The sequence below is a fragment of the Methylobacterium sp. NMS14P genome (assembly GCF_028583545.1).
Lineage (GTDB): Bacteria > Pseudomonadota > Alphaproteobacteria > Rhizobiales > Beijerinckiaceae > Methylobacterium.
The window spans coordinates 839,066-858,003 of record NZ_CP087106.1 but is presented as its reverse complement, the minus strand read 5'-3'; the positions used below and the strand labels follow the sequence as shown (position 1 = coordinate 858,003).

Below are 18,938 nucleotides of genomic sequence, written 5' to 3'. Positions count from 1 at the left end.
CCACGAAACCTTCCGCCGCAGCACGCCCCGATCCGGGCCTTCAGACACTCTGGCGCATGCGCGGCACGCGACACGCGTCGATTCGACGGTAACGCATTCCCGCGTCGGATAAAGCCTCGGCGCGGCCGCGCGGGCGGCGGTCCGGCGCGACCGTCTCGACGGGGCCGTCACCCGCGGAGCCGCCAGACATGGCTGCGCTTGATCTCGGAATCCTCCAGCGCGCGCGAGACCGGCACCGCGTAGGTCGCGAGGCAGTCGAGGCGGTCCCGCGGCAGGTAGGTGCGGCCCGGGTCGCCGATCAGCACGGTGACGCCCCGCGCCTGCAACCGGACGAGCCATGCGGTCACGGCCTCGGCCAGGTCGCGCTCGTAGAACACATCGGCCGCCAGGACGAGATCGGCCCGGGGATCCGTGGCGAGGAGATCGTCGGAGGTTGCCGCGACGCGGTCGCCGACGCCGTTCGCCGCGGCGTTCAGCCGGATCGCCGCCATGGCGAAAGGGTCGAGGTCGCTGGCGACGACGTGGCGCGCCCCGGCGCGGGCCGCCGCGATCGCCACCAGGCCGGACCCCGAGGCGAAATCCACCACGCGTGCCCCGTCCGCGACGTCCGGATTGTCGAGGACGTAGCGGGCGAGCGCCTGGCCGCCCGCCCAGGCGAACGCCCAGAACGGCGGCGGCAGCCCGATCGCCTGCAACTCCTCCTCGGTCCGCTGCCAGAGATCCGTCGCCTCGTCGGCGACGTGCAGGCGGATTTCGGGCGCGTGGGGGACGGGCAGCAGGCGGGTGTTGGCGCGGATGAAGCCGGCGGGATCGTCCGGTGCGCGCACGGTCAGGCCTCCAGCAGGTCGCGCCAGACGGCGCGGACCTGGTCGGTCACCGCGTCCTCGGTGAAGCCCCCGGTCTCGATCCGGACACGCGCGGCCGCGCCCAGGCCGGCGACGAGACCGGCATCGCCGCTCAGGCGTACCAGGGCGGCGGCCAGGGCCGGCGCGTCGTCGGGGGGAACCAGCAGGCCCTCGACGCCGTCGCGCACGAGGCTGCGGCAGCCCGGGACGTCGGACGCGACCAGCGCCCGGCCGCAGGCGGCGGCCTCCAGCAGCGTCCGCGGCAGGCCCTCCCCGCCGCGGGAGGGCAGGCAGGCGACGTGGTGGCCGGCCCAGACCGCCGCCACGGCGGTCGTCGGCCCGTGCCAGACGATGCCGTCGCGGCTCCAGGCGCGCAGGGTGTCGGCGTCGATCGCCCGCCGGTTCGACGGGTCCGGCGCGCCGTACAGCGCCAGCTCCACGGTCGCGCCCTGGGTCCGGGCGAGGCGGACCGCCTCGACGGCGACGTCGATCCCCTTCGACCAGAGCATCCGGGCGACGACCGCCACCCGCAGCGGCGGCATCGGCGGCAGCGGCTGCGGGACGAAGATCGTCGGATCGACGCCCGCGCCGCCCACCACGGTCACCGATCGGTCGAGCGGGTCGAGGCCCAGGGCCAGGGCGTCGTCGGGGTTCTCGAACAGGAAGCGCGTCCAGGACGAGGCGAGCGGTCCCCGGATCAGCGCGCGCAGGGCGAGGCGCGCCGCCCGACCGAGCCGGTCGCTCCGGGCACCGACGAGGCCGAGGCCGGTCAGGGCGAAGACGCGGGACGGGATACCCGCCATGGCGGCGGCAGTGCCGCCGACCAGGATGCCGCGCAGGGCGATGCAGTGGACGATGTCGGCCTTCAGCGCCTTGAGGATCGCCGCGAGCTGCCCGGCCGCGTAGCCCGCAGCCATGGGGTTGAGGCTCGCCCGCTCGGCCTCCAGGGGAACGACCTGCGCGCCGGTCGCCTCGATGGCGGCCCGGTGCGCGCGGACCCGCGTCACCACCGCGACCGAGAGGCCCATGTCGACGGCGGCGCGGGCCATCGGCAGGAAATGGGAGGCGAAGAACCAGTCCTCGGTCACCACGAAGACCAGGCGGCGCATCGGAACGGGCAGATTCCCGGGGGCGGCATCGGACTGCATCCGCCCCCTCTAGCACGGCGGCGGGGCACGTCCTGCGGCGGATGTGCAGGCCCGGAACGGCGGTCCCGTACCGCCGGTTGTCCAAGGCCTTCTCGCCGGGCTGGGCAGCCGGGCGGCGTCGATGGGAGGGGCTGTTCATGGCATGTGTCGAGACGGCGGAGAGCGGCGGAGACCTCCGCGCCGCGGCCGAGGAGGCCGGGCTCGTCTACGTCGATGACGGCCGGCCCGGACTGACCCGCCGCCGCAGCGGCACCGGCTTCCGCTACCTCGACGCGAAGGGCGCGCCGGTGCGCGACCAGGCGGTGCTGGCCCGCATCCGCAGCCTCGCGATCCCGCCCGCCTACACGGATGTCTGGATCTGCCCCCGCCGCAACGGCCACATCCAGGCGACGGGCCGCGACGCCAAGGGGCGCAAGCAGTACCGCTATCACCCCGACTTCCGGCAGGCGCGGGAGGCCAACAAGTTCTCGCGGATCATGGCCTTCGCGGACGCGCTGCCGGGCATCCGCCGGCGCGTCGACGCCGACATGAAGCGGCCGGGCCTCTCGCGCGACAAGGTGCTGGCCACCGTGGTCCACCTGCTCGAGACCACGCTGATCCGGGTCGGCAACGACGACTACGCGCGGACCAACAAGAGCTACGGCCTGACGACTCTGCGCGATCCCCACGTCCGGATCGAGGGGTCGGCCCTGTCGTTCCGCTTCAAGGGCAAGAGCGGCAAGACCTGGGACGTGTCGCTGAAGGACCGGCGGGTCGCCCGGATCGTCAAGGCCTGCCAGGACCTGCCGGGCCAGGAGCTGTTCCAGTATCTGGACCCGGACGGCACCCAGCGCGACGTCACCTCCTCGGACGTGAACGCGTACCTGCGCGAGATCACCGGCGAGGACTTCACCGCGAAGGATTTCCGCACCTGGGCCGGCACGGTTCTGGCGGCGCTGGCGCTGCGGGAGTTCGAGACCTTCGACAGCGAGGCGGGGGCCAAGCGCAACATCCGCGCGGCCATCGAGAACGTCGCGGGCCGCCTCGGCAACACGCCGACGGTCTGCCGCAAGTGCTACATCCACCCGCAGATCCTCGACTGCTACCTGGAGGGCGGCCTGCTCCTGCAAGTGAAGGATGCGGTCGAGTCGGAGCTCAGCGAGGACCTCTCCAGCCTCCGGCCCGAGGAGGCGGCGGTGCTGGGCCTGCTGCAGGCGCGCCTCTCCGCCGTCGAGGACACCGCCAAGGCCGGCGGGCGGATCAAGCCGGCGGGCGCGCGGGGCCGGGGGACGAAGGCGCCCGAGCGGTCGAAGAGCGGAGCGGCAGCGGCCAAGCGGGCGTCCGGAGCCGGGAAGGCGGCCGCGGCCGCTTAGGGGGGCGGTCTCCGCGAGACCGCCCGATCCCTCCTCTCAGTGCCGGGACTGGTTGTCGTTGCCCGAGGAGCGGTTGTCGGTGGCGCGCCGGACCTGGTCGCCGGAGTCGACCACGGGGGCCAGGCCGAGCTGGCGGGCCAGCGAGACCAGGTCCTTCAGCCGGCCGGTCTGGGTCTTGCGCCGCAGGTTGAGCCGGTGGGTCTCCACCGTGCGCACGCTGAGCGCCAGCCGCCGCGCGACCTCCTTGTTGCTGAACCCGGAGCTGAGGAAGCGCAGGACCTCCGCCTCGCGGGGCGTCAGCCCGAGGCTCTCGCCCGCCTCCGGCGGCATCGCCACCGGCTGCTCCGGCGGGACAAGGACGTCGGAGCCCTCCGCCAGGGCGAGCAGCGCCGCGCCGAGTTCGCGCGGCGACTTGGAGCGCGCCACGAAGGCGTCGGCGCCCGCGGCCAGCAGGGCGCGCAGATCGTCCGCCGTGAGGGCGCCGAAGGCGACCAGCGTGCGGAGCGCCGGCTGGCGCTCCTTCAGGGCGACGATGCGGGCGATCCCGTCGGCCAGCCGGATCTCGTCGAGGAAGACCAGGGCGACGCTGCTGCCGGCGTCGGCGCGGTCGAGATCGGCTTCGCCGATGGTGTGGAATTCGGGCATGTGCTCGAGGGTGGCGCGAACCGTCGCGCTCAGGTCCTCCGGCTCATCCAGGATCAGGACGCCAACGGCCGTACTCATGACCTCGCACCTCTCTCTCCCGGCTTGATACAGGCGGCCGGGATCGAAGGCGAAGTTCCAAGATCCGTTCCAGCAACAACTCGCGAATATTAAGCTTTATATTGGCAGAATCGATGCCCGGAAACGGATACTCGGCGAATCAATGCGCCGATCCGGGACGACCGTGGGACACCGCTCGACGGACTGTGCCGATCTGGGACGGGCGGTCCGTGTCAGCGCGCGACAGCGCGGACGCCCTCGCCCTGATCCGCCACCACCCGGTTCCGGCCGCCGCCCTTGGCCGCGTAGAGCGCGACATCCGCCCGCTTGACCAGGGCCTCGACGCTGTCGCCGTCACGCCACGTGCTGACGCCGAAGCTGCAGCTCAGCGCGATCGGACCCTTGGCCCCGCGGATCTGCAGGGCCTGGACGTCGCCGCGCAGGCGCTCGGCATGCGCCACGGCCTCCCCGAGGCCGCGTCCCGGGAGGATGACGGCGAATTCCTCGCCGCCGAGGCGTCCCGCGATCCCGGAGCCGGAGATCGACTCGGCCACGGCCTTGATCGCCACGTCGCCGACATCGTGCCCGTGCGCGTCGTTGATGCGCTTGAAGTGGTCGATGTCGAGGAGGATCGCCGAGACGGCGCCCGGCCTCGGGTCCCGCGCCGCGGCGGCGCGCGCGCGGTTGAAGAAGGCGCGCCGGTTGTAGGAGCCGGTCAGCGGATCCGTCTCGGCGAGGCGGATCAGTTCCTCCTGCATGGTGGTCAGGCGCTCGGCCGCGCGCAGGCGCGCGTTCAGCTCCTCGGCGCTCGGCGGCTTCTCGATGAAGTCGTCGGCGCCGCTGTCGAGGGCCTCGGCGAGGCTGCGGACGTTGCGGGCCGACGACATGGTGATGACGTGCAGCGGCCCGCGGGATTCCGCCAGCAGCCGGGCCGACCAGCAGAGCTCGAGCCCGCAGAGCGGCCGCACCTCCAGGCTGGTGATCAGGACCCGGACCGTGGGCGTCGCCGCCAGGAATTCCAGCGCCCGCTCCGAATCCGTGAAGGGGTGCACCGCGTGGCCCCGCGGCTCGATCAGGGAGGCGATGATCTGCAGCACGACGCGGCTCGAGTCGACGATAACGATCTGCATGGCGTGACCCGCAACTGATATCCGCGGTGTAAGCTGGAAGGCTTAACCTCCCCCCAACGGAGCTGAACCCCGGTATGAGCGCGGCCATTACCACTCCGGATCAGCGCTATATCGTTGTCCGGGAACGTCTGTGGCGCCGCGCGAACCCCGACCTGTCGGAAGCCTGCCGGGCGGCGCTGGTGAAGCGCCTGATGGCGGCGCGTCGGGGCGTGAAGGAGGCCAAGCGGGCCGAGCGGGCGGGCGAGCCGGACGCCGCGGGCGCGCTGGCTTCCGCCAGGGCCGAGGTCGACGCGGCCAAGATCGCGCTCGGCGAGCGCGGGCCGGTCTGGTGGACGGACGGTGCCCCCGACCTGAACCGGCACCTCGTCCGCAACACGCCCTACGCGGCGTGGTTCGCGGCGCTCAGCGCCGGGGAACCTGAACCGCGATGACCCGGGCCCCCGCGACCGGTTCGGCGCCGGCGGCGCGCTCGCCGCGGCGCCCGCGGGGGGCGGCGTTGATCACCGTCAGCGTCGGCTGGGCCGCCGGAGCGGCCGGGATGCCGGTCACCGTCGGGACGCCGTAGGTGCCGTAGCTCCAGGGACTGGGCACGATCTGGGTCGGGCGCGGCACCCGCGTCAGCGGGGCGCCGATATAGGTCCCGCGCACGAACTCGCCGGCGAAACCCGGATCGGCGGCGTATCCGGGCGCGTAGGCGACCGGCGCGTAGGGATCGGCGTTCCGGAAGGTCTGCGCCGAGGCGGGTGCCGCCGCCGCGAGGGCGAGCAGGGTCAGGATCATCCGGTTCGCCATGAGGCCGGCTCCGATGGGTGTCGGCGCGCGCGGTCCGCGCCGGATGCGGGGCCAACAGACCGGATCACCGGCCGTTCCGCGCCTCCAGTCGCGCAGAGTGCGTAACGGCCCCGTCATGCCCAACCGATCGGCCCCGACGCGGACCGGTCAGCGGCAGGTCGTGATCCGCCGGACCACCCAGCCCTCGCCCTCGATCCACAGGCGGCGGCGGGCCCGGCTGCAGGTGACGTCGTCGTCTCGCTCCGCCGAGACGGGATGAACCTGCGGATTGGCCTCGGCGACCTTGGTCTCGGCCGGGCCGTTGGCGGCCTGGGCCGCGAGCGGCCAGGCGAGCATGACGGTGCCGGCTGCGGCGGCAGCGATTGTACGGAGTTTCATGAGGAAATGCGCCCTGCGGCCGTGCTTGGGGGTTTGGTCCAGGAATGCGCGGGCCGACGGTTCGGTTGCATCGCGTCAGCATCGACGGCGGCGGCCCGTGCGCTCGCTCACACCGCCGGTGACGGCACCCGGCCACGCGCCGGGTCGTGACGCCCGGCCGCGGCGCTTAGACTTCCCGGCTTTCACGGGTAAGGAAGAACAAAACCGGACGCGCCGGTGCCCAGCCGTCCTGCGAGACCGCCCATCGCGGGCCGCGGCACGGTCCACGAAGCAGGGTTCATGAGCAAGCCGAAGCCTCCGACCAACGCGCTCCTGACGCCGGAGAAGCGCACCGACGACGCGGACCAGACGATCCGTCCTCTGAGCCTGTCCGAGTTCATCGGTCAGCGTGCGGCGCGGGCGAACATGCAGGTGTTCATCGAGGCGGCGAAGAAGACCGGGCAGGCGCTCGACCACGTGCTGTTCGTCGGCCCGCCGGGCCTGGGCAAGACCACGCTCGCGCAGATCGTGGCGCGCGAGCTCGGCGTGAACTTCCGCTCGACCTCCGGGCCGGTCATCGCCAAGGCCGGGGATCTGGCCGCCCAGCTCACCAACCTGGAGGAGCGCGACGTCCTGTTCATCGACGAGATCCACCGGCTCAACCCGGCGGTCGAGGAGATCCTCTACCCGGCCATGGAGGATTACCAGCTCGACCTGATCATCGGCGAGGGCCCGGCGGCGCGCTCGGTCAAGATCGAGCTGCCGAAGTTCACCCTGGTCGGCGCCACGACGCGCGCCGGCCTGCTGACGACGCCGCTGCGCGACCGGTTCGGGATCCCGATCCGCCTGGAGTTCTACGAGATCGACGAGCTGGAGCAGATCGTGGCGCGCGGCGCGCGGGTGCTGGGCCTCGGCATGTCGGCGGAGGGCGCCAACGAGATCGCCCGGCGGGCGCGGGGCACGCCGCGGATCGCGGGGCGGCTTCTGCGGCGGGTGCGGGACTTCGCGATCGTGGCGGAGGCCGAGACGGTGACGCGGGCGATCGCCGACCGGGCGCTGCAGCTGCTCGACGTGGACGGGGCGGGTCTCGACGTGATGGACCGCAAGTACCTGAGCCTGATCGCGCGCTCGTTCGGGGGCGGGCCTGTGGGCATCGAGACGATCGGGGCGGCGCTGTCGGAGCCGCGGGACGCGATCGAGGACATCATCGAGCCCTACCTGATCCAGCGCGGCTTCGTGCAGCGCACCCCCCGCGGCCGCGTCCTCACCCGGCACGCCTACCGGCACATGCAGATGCCGGAACCGACGCGCGAGACGCCCGGGCAATTCGGCTTCTTCGGTGACGAGGAGCCGTGAGGACCGGCGCTCGCTCCTCCATGCATTGAGTTCGGATCAGCATTTCCCTCGGCACATGCGCGGCCCGCTCCGTGATCCGCGCCGCGCCCGGCGCGGTTTCGCGTCGCGATATCGGCAAGTCGCTGCGACGAATGCCTTTTTCCCTGACGATCTTGGATCAATATTGTCAAGCTTAGGCGCGGGCGTCGAAGGTCCTCGCAGTGTAGAAAAGTGTTGGAGCGCGTGGAACAGCGCTGAAACGCGACAGTTGTGGAGGCGACCGCGCCGGGTCCGCCCGGCGCCGGCAAGGCTGTCTCGATCGGGGTCCTGTCTCTCCGATCGCGGCAGATCTTCGCGACCTCAAGAACAACGTCAGGGATAAACTTCCGCCATGAAGAAGCTTACGCTCGCCGTGCTCGGCCTGTCCGTCGCCGCCATCTCGGCGCCCGCCTTCGCGCAGGACGCCCTGCCGATCCGCGTTCTGCCCTTCGCCAACCAGGACGGCGTCGGCGCCGCCGCGACCGAGACCCCCGCCTTCCGGGCCGAGGCGCTGCGTTCGGACGCCGCCAGCATCGAGGCGAGCCGCATCGCCCTTCAGCGGTCGCGCAACCCGCAGGTCCGCAACTACGCCAACCGCGTCCTCGTCGAGCGCAAGGCGACCACGGACGCGCTGCTGCCGCCGAACACCTCCCTGACCCGCAACGGCTCGGTGGTCTCCGACAACCAGGGCATCCGCACCGACCTGAGCAACCCGGTCGGCCTCGTGCTCGCGCCGGTCACGATCGCGGCCAACATCGGCACCGGGATCGTCGGCGGCGCCCTCGGCGCGGTCGGCATCGTCGACAACAGCCCGGCCGAGCCGGGCCGCCGGGTGGCCCTCGGCGAGCGCGGCCAGGCGCGGCTGGCGCAGCTCCAGGCGGCCCCGAACGGCCGGTCCTTCGACCGGACCTACATCGATCAGCAGGCCCGCTCGGATGCCCGCACCCTGGCGCTCTACGACGCCTACGCCAAGCAGGGCGACAACGCCCAGGGCCGCAAGTTCGCCACCGAGGCCCTGCCGTACATCGCCGACGAGCACGCCCACTCGGCGACCATCGCGGCCCGCATCGGCGGCTGAACCGCGCGCAACGCGTGATCCGCGCGAGGGCCGCCCCAGGGCGGCCCTCGCCGTGTTGCGCCCCCGCGCCACCCGTCGCTAAAGGGGCGCATGAGCGCGATCGAGCCCGGCACCGACGAGTCCGCGGAGGACGACACCCCGCCGCACCGGCTGGGCGTGCGCGTCTACTACGAGGACACCGATTTCTCGGGCTTCGTCTACCACGCCAGCTACCTGCGCTTCCTCGAGCGCGGCCGCACGGAACTGCTGCGGGACCTCGCCGGCGACCAGTCGGACCTGCACCGCGACGCGCGCGGCCTCGTCTTCGTGGTGCGGCGCATGAGCCTCGATTTCCTCCGACCGGCCCGGATGGACGACCTGCTGACCGTCGTCACCCGCACCCGCGCCCTGCTCGGCGCGTCGATGCAGCTCGCGCAGGACGTTCGGCGCGGCGACACGGTGCTGGTCTCCGCGGAGGTCACGGTCGCCTGCGTGCGCAACGGCCGCGCCGTCCGCCTGCCCGACGCGCTGCGGCGGCGGCTCGCACCGGGCGACCCCGCCTAGAGCTCGGCCCGGCGTCAGCCGGCCCGCGACGGGTCGGCCTCGCACAGGACCCGCGCGAAGGCGTTGACGATGGTCAGCGCGTCGTACTCGACCGAGACCAGCTGGTAGCCCATCCCGACCATCTCCCGGGCCCGCGCCGGCGACGGCGCGAACGCGCAGGGGATCTTGCCCGCTGCCCGGGTCTTGCGCGCGATCTCTCCGAGGGCCGCCGTGACCGCCGATCCCAGCGGGTCGATGGTCGCCCCCTTGGACAGGGCGATCGACAGGTCCGCGGGGCCGACCAGGACTCCGTCGATGCCCGGCACGGCGAGGATCGCCTCCAAGTCGGCGATCCCCGCCTCGGTCTCGCACATGGCGATCGTGAGCGCCCGGTCGTTGGCGCCCGCGAGGTAGTCCGCGCCGTTCCGGAGTCCCGACAGCCACATGGCCCGGTCCGGACCCCAGCTCCGCTGGCCGACCGGCGGGAATTTCGCGGCGGCGGCCAGGGCCTCGGCATCCGCGACGGTGTTGATCATCGGCGCCACGACGCCGGCGGCGCCCGCGTCGAGCATCCGCGAGACCATGGCGAAGTCGCCCACCGGCACGCGCACCAGGGTCGACTTGCCCGCGAGGGCGACCTCGGTGATCGCCGCGCAGGACGATTTGTAGTCGTAGGTGCCGTGCTGCTGATCCAGCAGGACGGCGTCGAACCCCGCGCGTGCCAGGAAGCCGGCCAGCATCGGGTCGGCGATCATGGACCAGCCCAGGAACCGGGCCGGGCCGGTGGGCAGCAGATCGGGCAGGCTGGGAACGGGGAGGGTCATGCGCGTCCTGCGAATCTCAGGGCTGTCGACTCGGCGCCGCGGGCCGCGACCATACGGGAGGCACTTTCGGCAGGTCCAGCCCGAACGGCCCGGCGGACGACGGCGCATGCCTCAGGATCGCCCGGATCGAAACCGATCCTTAACCCTGCCGCGCCCTTAACGGGGGCGATGCCACGGCGGGGCGCGGGGCCGCCGACGGCCCTTACTTTCGACAGATTCGCGGGCGACAGCGTTGATATCGCTCACGGATCCGGCGGACGCGGGCCTCGCCCGGCGCATCGCGATCCGGAGCAGGAGACCTCGACGGATGAACCCAGCCGACGCGATGCAGGCCGCGCCTGTCGCCGACATGACGCTGCTCGGCCTGTTCCTGCAGGCCCACTTCGTCGTGAAGATCGTGATGATCGGGCTGCTGAGCGCCTCGATCTGGTGCTGGTCGATCATCGTCGACAAGACGCTGCTGTTCCGCCGGACCAAGGCCGAGATGGACGCGTTCGAGGACGCGTTCTGGTCCGGCCGCTCCCTGGAGGAGCTGTTCCGCTCGTTCAACGACCGCCCGGCCACCGGCCTCGCGGCCGTCTTCGTGGCCGCCATGCGCGAGTGGAAGCGCAGCTTCGAGGGCTCGGGCCGGCAGATCCAGTCGCTGTCGCAGCGCATCGAGAAGCAGCTCGACGTCACCATCCACCGGGAGGTCGAGCGGCTGGAATCCCGCCTGCTGTTCCTGGCCTCGATCGGCTCGGCCGGCCCGTATATCGGCCTGTTCGGCACGGTGTGGGGCATCATGACCGCCTTCACGTCGATCGCGGCCTCGAAGAACACCTCGCTGGCGGTCGTCGCCCCCGGCATCGCCGAGGCGCTGTTCGCCACCGCGATCGGCCTGTTCGCCGCGATCCCGGCGGTGCTCGCCTACAACAAGCTCCAGGCCGAGGTCTCCAAGGCGCAGTCGCGGCTGGAGAGCTTCGCCGACGAGTTCTCCGCCATCCTCTCCCGCCAGATCGACGAGCGGCTGCCGCTCGCCGCCTGAACCGGCTGATCCAGAGGAGACTGATCCATGGGCATGGCAGCGGGCGCATCGCAGGTCGGCAAGCGCCGCCGGCGCCGGGGCCGCCGCGGCGGACCCATCAACGAGATCAACATGACGCCGTTCATCGACGTCGTGCTCGTGCTCCTGATCATCTTCATGGTCGCGGCGCCGATGATGACCGTCGGCGTGCCCCTGGACCTGCCGCAGTCCAAGGCCTCGCCGCTCAATTCCGACGTGAAGCCGATCACCCTGTCGATCCGCCAGACCGGCCAGGTCTTCCTCGGCGAGGACGAGCTCACCGACGACACGATCGTGCCGAAGCTCATGGAGACGGCCAAGACCGGCACCGAGGAGCGCGTCTTCGTGCGCGGCGACAAGCGGGTCGATTACGGCCGCGTGGCGCAGGTGATGGCGATCGTGACCGGCGGCGGCTTCAAGAAGGTCGCCCTCGTCACCGAGCCTGAGCATCAGTAGGGCTGTCCCGTGGAGTTCCGCTTCGACCGCAAGGAACCGGGTGTCTGGATCTCCGCCGGCACCCACGTCGCGCTGCTCGCGCTGGCGCTGGTCAGCGTCGCGGCCCCGGCCCTGCCGGAGGCCCAGGAGGGCGTGCCCGTCGAGGTGATCACCGAGAACCAGTTCTCCGAGATCACCAAGGGCGAGCGTCAGGCCGACAAGCCGATGCCGAACGCCACGTCGCGGGCTGACCGCCAGGCCGAGAAGTTCGAGGAGCGCGAGCCCGAGAATTCCAAGCAGGACGCGCCGACCGCGCCGACCCGCACGGCCGAGATGAAGCTCGCCAACGCGGACGAGATGCCGCTGCGCGGCGAGCCCGACCCGCAGGAGGCGGCCCAGGCCGCGAAGGCCGCGCAGGAGAAGCGCGACGCCGAGAAAGCCGCCGAGAAAGCCGCCGCCAAGGCGGCCGAGAAAGCGGCCGAGAAGGCGGCGGCCGAGAAGGCTGCCGCCGCCAAGGCCGAGGCGAAGGCCAAGGCGGAGGCGGTCGCGAAGGCCGACGCCGAGAAGCGCGAGCAGCTCGAGAAGCTGATCGAGAAGCAGGAGGCCGAGGCCGCGGCGGCCGCCCAGAAGGCCGCCGCCGCGAAGAAGGCCGAGGCCGCCAAGGAGGCGGCCAAGAAGGCCGCCGACGCGAAGGCCAAGGCCGAGGCGGAAGCCGAGCGCCAGAAGGAGATCGCGGAGGCCAAAGCCGAGGCCGAGCGCGAGAAGGCGGAGGCCGCCGCCAAGGCGAGAGCCGAGGCCGCCAAAGCCGAGGCGGCCGCGAAGGCGAAGGCCAAGGCCATGGCGGACGCGAAGGCCAAAGCCGACGCCGAGGCCAAGGCGCGCAAGCAGGCCGAGCTCGCCGACAAGTTCAACGCGGGCGACATCCGCTCGGTGCTCGCCTCGAAGGCGCCGTCGCAGTCGACCGGCGCCACCGGCCACGCGGTGCAGAAGGTGGCGGCGCTCGGCGCCGCGACCGGCAACGCGCAGCGCCTGTCGCCGTCGCTGCGCGACGCCCTGGTCGGCCTGCTCCAGCAGCAGATCGAGCGCTGCTACTCGGCGCCGCCCGGCGCGGCCCAGGGCGTGGTCCTGCCGGTGCTCGACATCCGTCTGAACCCGAACGGCTCGCTCAGCACCGAGCCGCGGATCATGCGCGGCGGGTCGAGTTCGGTGGACCAGTCGATCGCGCAGGCCGCGCTCCGGGCGGTCCGCCGCTGCGCGCCGTACAACATTCCGGCCACCTACGCGCCGTACTACAACGACTGGAAGGCCATCAACGCGGAGTTCGAGTTCACGGCGACTTGAGGGTTTCCAGCCCTTCTTCCGCCCTGATCCGGCCGCCCCGTCAGATCGTCACTCGGATCCGACCCACCATGCTGCACCTGCCCTCCGTCGGGCGCCTCCCGACGTCCTTCGCCGCGCGCCTGATCGCGGTCTTCACCCTGCTGACGGCCGTCCTGGCCGGGCCGGCCCAGGCGCAGCTGCAGCTGCGCATCGGCGGCGGCAACTTCCAGCCGATGCCCATCGCCATCGCGGATTTCGGCGGCGACCCGAGCCTCGCCGGCCTCGTCTCCGGCGTGGTCACCAACGACCTGCGCCGCTCCGGCTACTTCACGCCGCTCGATCACGCCCGCTTCCCCGAGCAGCCGAACTTCGACGCCGCGCCGAACTTCGAGAAGTGGCGCGCCACCGGCGTCCAGGGCCTCGTCACCGGCCGCGTCGTCCGCGACGGCGGCCGGGTCAAGGTCGAGTTCCGGCTCTGGGACGTGACCAACGGTCAGCAGATGACCGGCCAGCAATACAGCACCGACTCCGCCAACATCCGGCGCACCGGCCACCTGATCTCCGACGGGGTCTACACCAAGATCACCGGTCTCGGCCCCTGGTTCGACAGCCGCATCGCCTTCGTGGACGAGACCGGCCCCAAGGAGAACCGCCGCAAGCGCCTCATGGTCATGGACCAGGACGGCGCCAATGTCCGGGCGATCACCACCGGCGAGATGTCGATCGTGGCGCCGCGCTACTCGCCGGCCACGCAGGACATCGCCTTCATGGCCCAGGCCACCGGCCACCAGCCGCGGGTGCAGATGATCAACCTGGAGACCGGCTCCCGCCAGGCGCTCGGCAACGTCGATTCGATGAGCGCGAGCCCGCGCTTCTCGCCGGACGGCCGCAAGATCGTGATGAGCGTCCAGCAGGGCGGCAACGCCGACATCGTGACGATGGACCTCGCCTCGAAGGCCCAGCGCTCGATCACCAACGGCATGGCGATCGACACCTCGCCGACCTACTCGCCGGACGGCTCGCAGATCGCCTTCGAGTCCGACCGCGGAGGCTCCCAGCAGGTCTACGTCATGGGAGCGGACGGCTCGAACCCGCACCGGATCACCTTCGGCGCCGGCTCGGCCTCGCAGCCGGCCTTCTCGCCCCGCGGCGACCTGATCGCCTACACCCGCCAGCGCAACGGCGGCTTCGCCATCTGCGTCTCGAAGCCCGACGGCTCCGGCGAGCGCGTGCTCACCGAGGGCTTCCACAACGAGGGCCCGACCTTCGCGCCGAACGGCCAGTACGTGCTGTTCTTCCGCGATCCCGGCGGCCAGGGCGGCGGCAAGCTGTTCATGGTCGACATCACCGGCAAGGTGGAGCAGCCGGTCCCGACGCCCGCCTACGCGTCGGACCCGACCTGGTCGCCGCTGCTGTCGGGCCGCTGAGGCCGTCGAGCCCGGCTCACAAGCCGGGCTGCGGGGCCGTTCCCGATCGTGCTGCAACGGTCTGGAAGGACGTGCGGCTCCGGTTGAGACAGCCGCGCCGCGCCCCTCTCGCACGGGAGAGGCGACCCGCGCTGCGTGCGGCGCGGGCTCGGCGATCGCTCCCGCCCTGACGCATTCAGGAACGGCTCTGGGATCTCGTACGTGCCCGGCCGGGGTCCGGGACGCGCGGAATCGCCCCGTACCGTCATCCCGAGGCCGGCCCGCGGGGAACCCGGGCTGCCGGCGCGCCGAGCGTGTCCACCCGCGCCGCGGTTCCGGAGCCCGGGCCCGCCTCCGGCGGCCAGGACCGAGGCGGCGCGAGCCGGCGCAGCGATGCACACCGCCGATCGGCGCGCGTCGCATCCCGCTCCTGTTCGTCGTCTTAACACCCGCGGGCGTCGCGGCCGGGCTCGCGGAGCGGCGATCGACACCGCGGTCACCTGAGGCGCAACACGTCCGCAGCCGCGTGACGGCGCGCTATTCCTGCACCATCAGCCGGTCGCGGGCCTTCAGTGCCGGAAAGAGCTTGCCCCAGAGCAGCGCGACCCCGACCGTCGCGGCGCCGCCGACCACCACCGCCGGGACCGCCCCGATCGCGGCGGCCAGCAGCCCCGATTCGAACTCCCCGAGCTCGTTCGACGCGCCGATGAACACCGTGTTCACCGCCGAGACGCGGCCGCGCATCGCGTCCGGCGTCTCGCCCTGCACGAAGGTCTGGCGCACGTAGACCGAGATCATGTCGGCGGCGCCCGTGACGAACAGGCAGGCCATCGACAGCGGCAGCGACGTCGACAGCCCGAACGCGACGGTGGCGGCGCCGAACACCGCGGCGGCGCGGAGCATGCGCACGCCCGCGTGGCGCCGCAGGGGGTAGTTCGCCAGCAGCACCGCCATGGCGACCGCCCCGAAGGCCGGCATGCTCCGGAGCGCGCCGAGGCCGAGGGGGCCGACATGCAGCACCTCCCCGGCGTAGATCGGCAGGAGCGCCGTGGCGCCGCCGAGCAGCACCGTGAACAGGTCGAGGCTGATCGCCCCGAGCACCACAGGCTGCGAGCGGATGTAGTCGATGCCGGCCGACAGCGCGGCCCAGGTGATCGGCGGCCGCTCGCTCACCGCTGCCGGCCGGAAACGGATCAGCAGGGTCAGGAAGCTGGCCAGGGCGAAGCTGCCCCCCGCGAGGCCGAACACGACGGCGGGACCGAGGGCGTAGAGGAAGCCGCCGAGCGCCGGCCCCATCACGGACGCGCTCTGCCAGAGGGACGCGTTCCACGCGATCGCCGAGCTGAAGTGCGGGCCGGGCACCAGGGTCGGCAGCAGCGCCTGCAGGGCCGGATTGGCGAAGGCCCGGGCCGTGCCCACGACGATGACGAGGGCGTAGATCGGCCAGACGGAGTGCACGCCCGCGAGGGCGCAGGCCAGGAGGCCGAGGCTCGCCGCGCTCTGGAGGGCGAAGGCGGCGGCGCCGACGAGGCGCCGGTCGTAGGCGTCGGCGACGTGGCCGGTGATCAGCGCGCACAGCACCGCCGGCAGGAAGCCCGCGAGGCCCACGAGGCCCAGCGCCAGGGCGGAATGGGTCAGGTCGTAGACGAACCAGCCGATCGCCACCGCCTGCATCTGGTAGGCGAGGCCCGTGAGGAACCGGGCCGAGCCGAACAGGCGGAAGTCGCCGATGCCGAAGACGGCCCAGCCGGAACGATCATGCGCGGACATGCCCCCTGCTGCGCGGGACCGGCCGAAGAATCAAGCGCTACGGTGAGGTTCGCCGGTCCGATGTCGGCGGCTCGGGCCGGCTCGACTGCAGCGTCAGGGTGGGCTTGCGCGGCAGTGGTGGCGGTAGAGGCGGCAGGACGGGCGGCCTGAGTTCGGGCGATTCGCGCCGGGCCTCGCCCTCGGTCTCGGTCGGGAACGTGCAGGTGACGCGGGTGCCCGTGCCCGGCGCCGTCTCCAGCAGGACCCGGCCGCCGTGCAGCTCGACGAAGGAGCGCACGATCGACAGGCCCAGGCCGACGCCCCGGTGGCGCGTGCCGAGGGTGTGGCTCTCGAACCGGTTGAAGACGGAATCGGCGATCTCGGGCGGCATGCCGCGGCCGTGATCCCGCACGCTCAAGACAAGCTCCTGCGCGGTCCGGCGGGCATGGACCTCCACGCGCTGGCCGGCATCCGAGAAGCCGACGGCGTTCGAGAGCAGGTTGAACAGGATCTGGCGGACCCGCTTCCCGTCGGCGTGGACGCTGCCGATATCCTCCGGCACGTCGAGGGCGAGGGTGATGTGCGATTCCGCGAGCCGGTCCTCGATGCCGCGGACCGCGGCCTCGACCGTCGCCTGGACGTCGACCTCCTCCCGCTGCAGCTCGAGCGAGCCGGCGTCGATCGAGGCGAGGTCGAGGATGTCGTTGATGATCACCAGCAGCGCCGCCGAGGAGCGCATGATGTGGTCGGCATATTCCCGCTGCCGCTCGTTCAGCGCGCCGACGGTCTCGTCGCCGAGGAGCTGGGTGAAGCCGATGATGTTGGTGAGCGGGGAGCGCAGCTCGTAGGACACGTGGTGCACGAAGGTGTCGCGCAGCTGCGCGGCCTTCTCCAGGGCGTCGTTCTTCTCGGTGAGCGCCCGCTCGACGTTCACGCTCGCCGTGACGTCGATCAGGGTCAGGAGCGTCGCGCCCTCCGGGAGCGGCTGCGCGGCGCAGTCGAGGACCGTGCCGTCGACCACCTCCAGGCGGCACGTCCGGGCGGTGCGCGATTCGAGGCCGACCACCGCGTCGCGGATGTCGAGCCACGGCTCCTCGGCGGGGGCGAGCGCGCGGCAGGCGGCGATCACCGCGTCCACGTGCGGGCGCTCCTCGACCATCTCCGGATCGAGCCGCCACACGGTGAAGAAGGCGCGGTTGGCGACGGACAGGCGCCCGTCCGCGCCGAACACGGCCACCGGCTCGGCCAGCGTGTCCAGGGTCTCGGCCTGCAGGCGGCGCAGGGCGTTGTAGCGCGACTCGGCGTTCAGGCGGTCGGAGACGTCGTCGAACAGGTAGGTCAGGCCGCCCTGCGGGTTCGGATCAGCCACCACGCGCAGGGTCCGTCCGTCGGGCAGGTACCACCAGGTCTGGTTCGCCTCGGCGGCCCGGTAGGCGGACAGCACGCCCTGCTTCCAGCCGCGGAAATCCGCGTGCTCCTCGAGCTTCCGCTCCGCCCGCAGGTGGTCGAGGATCTCGCCGTCGGAGGGCCGGCCATCGAGGAAGGCCTGGTCGAGGTCCCAGAGCTGCCGGTAGGCGGCGTTGTGGAAGATCAGCCGCTGCGAGACGTCGAACATCGCGACCGCGGTCGGCAGCTGGTCGAGGGTCCGGACGTTGGCGTTCATCTGCCGCTGCAGGTCGGCGCGCACACTCTCGAGTTCCGAGACGTCGATGGCGATGCCGACGCGGCCGGTCTCGAGCCCGGTCTCGAACACGTCGAGCATCCGGCGGTTGCCGGCCACGATGGCCGAGAGGCGCGGGACGCTCCGGGTCAGGCCGGCGAACCGGGCCGCCTCCTCGCGGGCGATCGTCTCCCGGGCCGGCCGGTCGAACAGCTCCAGGCCGGCGTCGAGGGCGGCCTCGCGGCTCTCCGCCTCGACCGCCGTCACGTAGGCGGCGTTGACCCAGCTCAGCCCGCCCTCGCGGTTGCGTCGCCAGACCGGCTGGGGGATCGCGTCGAGGAGCCCCGACAGGGCCGAGAGCCCGCGGCGGGTCTCGTCCAGGGTCGCGCGCAAGTCGGCGATCTCGCAGCGCTCCTGGCTGGTCTCACGCAGGCGCAGGAGCGCCCGCCCCGCCACGGCCTGCCCGTGGGCCTCGATGTTGCGGCCGGTCTGGGTCCGCAGGCTCAGCGCGAAGCTGGTGCCGCGTGCCCGCAGGGTCTCCACGGCGGCCTCCACGGCGGTCGCGTCCGCGGCCACGAGCCACGTGCCGAAGGCCAGCACGCGGCGGGCGTAGCCGGAGGTCGGCCTCTCGCCGTGGATGGCGAGGCTGATGTCGCCCTCGACCACCGGCTCGCTGCGCTGATCCCAGGTGACGATGATCTGCCGCTCGGCGTTGAGCAGCATCTCGGCCCGGTCATGGGCCCCGCGCAGGACGTCGAGGGTCGCGGCGAGCTCGCGCTCGCGGCGGGTCCACCGGCCGCGCTCGTAGAGGTGGAGGAGCGACAGGATCACCGCGAAGGCCACGAGGCCGCCGAAGATCGCCAGGGCGGCCACGCTGTGGATCTCCCGCGCGGGATGCGCGGCGGCGGCCTCCGGCAGCTCGGCGAAGGCCGCGCTCGCCGTCGTCAGGGCGAGCGCGCCCACGCCGATCCGAACGTGTGTCGCACGACCGACACCCATGGTTTGCCCCGCCCCCGTACCCGATGGCTGTCCGACCGGCGCGCGTCGCCGCGCGGCGCAGAAGGCACCGTTCCCGCGGCGATTCTCCCGAACCGCCGCAGCCCCATCGATCTAAGATTCGCCCGCACTCTACAGTGCGGCGGAATCGCCCCGGAAGGGGAACGAAGCGTGGCTTTGGGCAAAGTCGGCATAATCAGTCGTTA

At 72.3% G+C, this 18,938-nt stretch carries 18 protein-coding genes; 9 read left to right on the top strand and 9 right to left on the bottom strand.

Annotated elements, in window-relative coordinates:
* Positions 1 to 167 precede the first annotated feature (167 nt).
* Complete coding sequence (locus LOK46_RS04035) at positions 168 to 827, bottom strand: class I SAM-dependent methyltransferase (protein WP_273562597.1); 660 nt, start codon at positions 825 to 827, stop codon at positions 168 to 170.
* Positions 828 to 829: 2 nt separating this feature from the next.
* The gene (locus LOK46_RS04030; RefSeq protein ID WP_273562596.1) at positions 830 to 1,993 is read right to left on the bottom strand and encodes a glycosyltransferase; all 1,164 of its coding nucleotides are present in this window, start codon (positions 1,991 to 1,993) and stop codon (positions 830 to 832) included.
* 137 nt (positions 1,994 to 2,130) lie between these two features.
* Between LOK46_RS04030 and LOK46_RS04025 the strand changes: the two genes are divergently transcribed.
* Positions 2,131 to 3,345, top strand: coding sequence for a DNA topoisomerase IB (locus LOK46_RS04025; RefSeq protein WP_273562595.1), 1,215 nt, complete (start codon positions 2,131 to 2,133; stop codon positions 3,343 to 3,345).
* A gap of 36 nt (positions 3,346 to 3,381) precedes the next feature.
* Here the strand turns inward: LOK46_RS04025 and LOK46_RS04020 are convergent, their stop codons facing one another.
* On the bottom strand, positions 3,382 to 4,068 hold the full coding sequence (locus tag LOK46_RS04020) for a LuxR C-terminal-related transcriptional regulator (RefSeq protein WP_273562594.1): 687 nt from the start codon (positions 4,066 to 4,068) through the stop codon (positions 3,382 to 3,384).
* 212 nt (positions 4,069 to 4,280) lie between these two features.
* The gene (locus tag LOK46_RS04015; protein ID WP_273562593.1) at positions 4,281 to 5,177 is read right to left on the bottom strand and encodes a GGDEF domain-containing protein; all 897 of its coding nucleotides are present in this window, start codon (positions 5,175 to 5,177) and stop codon (positions 4,281 to 4,283) included.
* Positions 5,178 to 5,251: 74 nt separating this feature from the next.
* On the opposite strand from LOK46_RS04015, the gene LOK46_RS04010 reads away from it, so the two are divergent.
* Complete coding sequence (locus tag LOK46_RS04010; RefSeq protein WP_273562592.1) at positions 5,252 to 5,608, top strand: hypothetical protein; 357 nt, start codon at positions 5,252 to 5,254, stop codon at positions 5,606 to 5,608.
* Here LOK46_RS04010 and LOK46_RS04005 read toward each other — a convergent pair.
* Positions 5,580 to 5,969, bottom strand: coding sequence for a hypothetical protein (locus LOK46_RS04005; RefSeq protein ID WP_273562591.1), 390 nt, complete (start codon positions 5,967 to 5,969; stop codon positions 5,580 to 5,582). The genes LOK46_RS04010 and LOK46_RS04005 overlap by 29 nt on opposite strands.
* Before the next feature lie 147 nt (positions 5,970 to 6,116).
* Positions 6,117 to 6,347, bottom strand: a complete 231-nt coding sequence (locus LOK46_RS04000) for a hypothetical protein (RefSeq protein WP_273562590.1) — start codon at positions 6,345 to 6,347, stop codon at positions 6,117 to 6,119.
* Positions 6,348 to 6,626: 279 nt separating this feature from the next.
* Here LOK46_RS04000 and ruvB point away from each other — a divergent pair, with 279 nt between their 5' ends.
* The 3 genes from ruvB (at position 6,627) to ybgC (ending at position 9,321) form a co-directional block, all read left to right on the top strand.
* Complete coding sequence (ruvB, locus tag LOK46_RS03995; protein WP_273562589.1) at positions 6,627 to 7,682, top strand: Holliday junction branch migration DNA helicase RuvB; 1,056 nt, start codon at positions 6,627 to 6,629, stop codon at positions 7,680 to 7,682.
* Between the two features lie 370 nt (positions 7,683 to 8,052).
* Complete coding sequence (locus LOK46_RS03990) at positions 8,053 to 8,778, top strand: DUF4142 domain-containing protein (RefSeq protein ID WP_273562588.1); 726 nt, start codon at positions 8,053 to 8,055, stop codon at positions 8,776 to 8,778.
* A 90-nt stretch (positions 8,779 to 8,868) separates the two neighbouring features.
* On the top strand, positions 8,869 to 9,321 hold the full coding sequence (gene ybgC, locus LOK46_RS03985; protein WP_273562587.1) for a tol-pal system-associated acyl-CoA thioesterase: 453 nt from the start codon (positions 8,869 to 8,871) through the stop codon (positions 9,319 to 9,321).
* A 14-nt stretch (positions 9,322 to 9,335) separates the two neighbouring features.
* Here the strand turns inward: ybgC and LOK46_RS03980 are convergent, their stop codons facing one another.
* Positions 9,336 to 10,124, bottom strand: coding sequence for an HpcH/HpaI aldolase family protein (locus tag LOK46_RS03980; protein ID WP_273562586.1), 789 nt, complete (start codon positions 10,122 to 10,124; stop codon positions 9,336 to 9,338).
* Between the two features lie 307 nt (positions 10,125 to 10,431).
* Between LOK46_RS03980 and tolQ the strand changes: the two genes are divergently transcribed.
* The 4 genes from tolQ to tolB all read left to right on the top strand — a co-directional run bounded on the left by tolQ (position 10,432) and on the right by tolB (position 14,348).
* Positions 10,432 to 11,148, top strand: a complete 717-nt coding sequence (gene tolQ, locus LOK46_RS03975; protein ID WP_012317751.1) for a protein TolQ — start codon at positions 10,432 to 10,434, stop codon at positions 11,146 to 11,148.
* Between the two features lie 27 nt (positions 11,149 to 11,175).
* On the top strand, positions 11,176 to 11,622 hold the full coding sequence (locus tag LOK46_RS03970) for an ExbD/TolR family protein (protein WP_273562585.1): 447 nt from the start codon (positions 11,176 to 11,178) through the stop codon (positions 11,620 to 11,622).
* Positions 11,623 to 11,631: 9 nt separating this feature from the next.
* A complete protein-coding gene (gene tolA, locus LOK46_RS03965; RefSeq protein ID WP_273562584.1) occupies positions 11,632 to 12,942 on the top strand; it encodes a cell envelope integrity protein TolA in 1,311 nt (436 codons plus the stop codon).
* 68 nt (positions 12,943 to 13,010) lie between these two features.
* Positions 13,011 to 14,348 (top strand): Tol-Pal system beta propeller repeat protein TolB, encoded by a 1,338-nt coding sequence (gene tolB / locus LOK46_RS03960; RefSeq protein WP_273562583.1) that lies wholly within the window; start codon positions 13,011 to 13,013, stop codon positions 14,346 to 14,348.
* A gap of 516 nt (positions 14,349 to 14,864) precedes the next feature.
* On the opposite strand, the gene LOK46_RS03955 is transcribed toward tolB, so the two are convergent.
* Together LOK46_RS03955 and LOK46_RS03950 are read right to left on the bottom strand one after the other, a co-directional pair.
* Complete coding sequence (locus tag LOK46_RS03955; protein ID WP_273562582.1) at positions 14,865 to 16,097, bottom strand: MFS transporter; 1,233 nt, start codon at positions 16,095 to 16,097, stop codon at positions 14,865 to 14,867.
* Between the two features lie 37 nt (positions 16,098 to 16,134).
* Positions 16,135 to 18,735 carry a sensor histidine kinase gene (locus LOK46_RS03950; RefSeq protein WP_273562581.1) on the bottom strand — a complete coding sequence of 867 codons (2,601 nt, stop codon included), beginning with the start codon at positions 18,733 to 18,735 and terminating at the stop codon, positions 16,135 to 16,137.
* Positions 18,736 to 18,938 lie beyond the last annotated feature (203 nt).

Coding starts and splice junctions, on each gene's coding strand:
- LOK46_RS04030 (WP_273562596.1), bottom strand. CDS start 1,993: ATGCAGTCCGATGCCGCCCCCGGGAATCTGCCCGTTCCGATGCGCCGC.
- LOK46_RS04025 (WP_273562595.1), top strand. CDS start 2,131: ATGGCATGTGTCGAGACGGCGGAGAGCGGCGGAGACCTCCGCGCCGCG.
- LOK46_RS04020 (WP_273562594.1), bottom strand. CDS start 4,068: ATGAGTACGGCCGTTGGCGTCCTGATCCTGGATGAGCCGGAGGACCTG.
- LOK46_RS04015 (WP_273562593.1), bottom strand. CDS start 5,177: ATGCAGATCGTTATCGTCGACTCGAGCCGCGTCGTGCTGCAGATCATC.
- LOK46_RS04010 (WP_273562592.1), top strand. CDS start 5,252: ATGAGCGCGGCCATTACCACTCCGGATCAGCGCTATATCGTTGTCCGG.
- LOK46_RS04005 (WP_273562591.1), bottom strand. CDS start 5,969: ATGGCGAACCGGATGATCCTGACCCTGCTCGCCCTCGCGGCGGCGGCA.
- LOK46_RS04000 (WP_273562590.1), bottom strand. CDS start 6,347: ATGAAACTCCGTACAATCGCTGCCGCCGCAGCCGGCACCGTCATGCTC.
- ruvB (WP_273562589.1), top strand. CDS start 6,627: ATGAGCAAGCCGAAGCCTCCGACCAACGCGCTCCTGACGCCGGAGAAG.
- LOK46_RS03990 (WP_273562588.1), top strand. CDS start 8,053: ATGAAGAAGCTTACGCTCGCCGTGCTCGGCCTGTCCGTCGCCGCCATC.
- ybgC (WP_273562587.1), top strand. CDS start 8,869: ATGAGCGCGATCGAGCCCGGCACCGACGAGTCCGCGGAGGACGACACC.
- LOK46_RS03980 (WP_273562586.1), bottom strand. CDS start 10,124: ATGACCCTCCCCGTTCCCAGCCTGCCCGATCTGCTGCCCACCGGCCCG.
- tolQ (WP_012317751.1), top strand. CDS start 10,432: ATGAACCCAGCCGACGCGATGCAGGCCGCGCCTGTCGCCGACATGACG.
- LOK46_RS03970 (WP_273562585.1), top strand. CDS start 11,176: ATGGGCATGGCAGCGGGCGCATCGCAGGTCGGCAAGCGCCGCCGGCGC.
- tolB (WP_273562583.1), top strand. CDS start 13,011: ATGCTGCACCTGCCCTCCGTCGGGCGCCTCCCGACGTCCTTCGCCGCG.
- LOK46_RS03955 (WP_273562582.1), bottom strand. CDS start 16,097: ATGTCCGCGCATGATCGTTCCGGCTGGGCCGTCTTCGGCATCGGCGAC.
- LOK46_RS03950 (WP_273562581.1), bottom strand. CDS start 18,735: ATGGGTGTCGGTCGTGCGACACACGTTCGGATCGGCGTGGGCGCGCTC.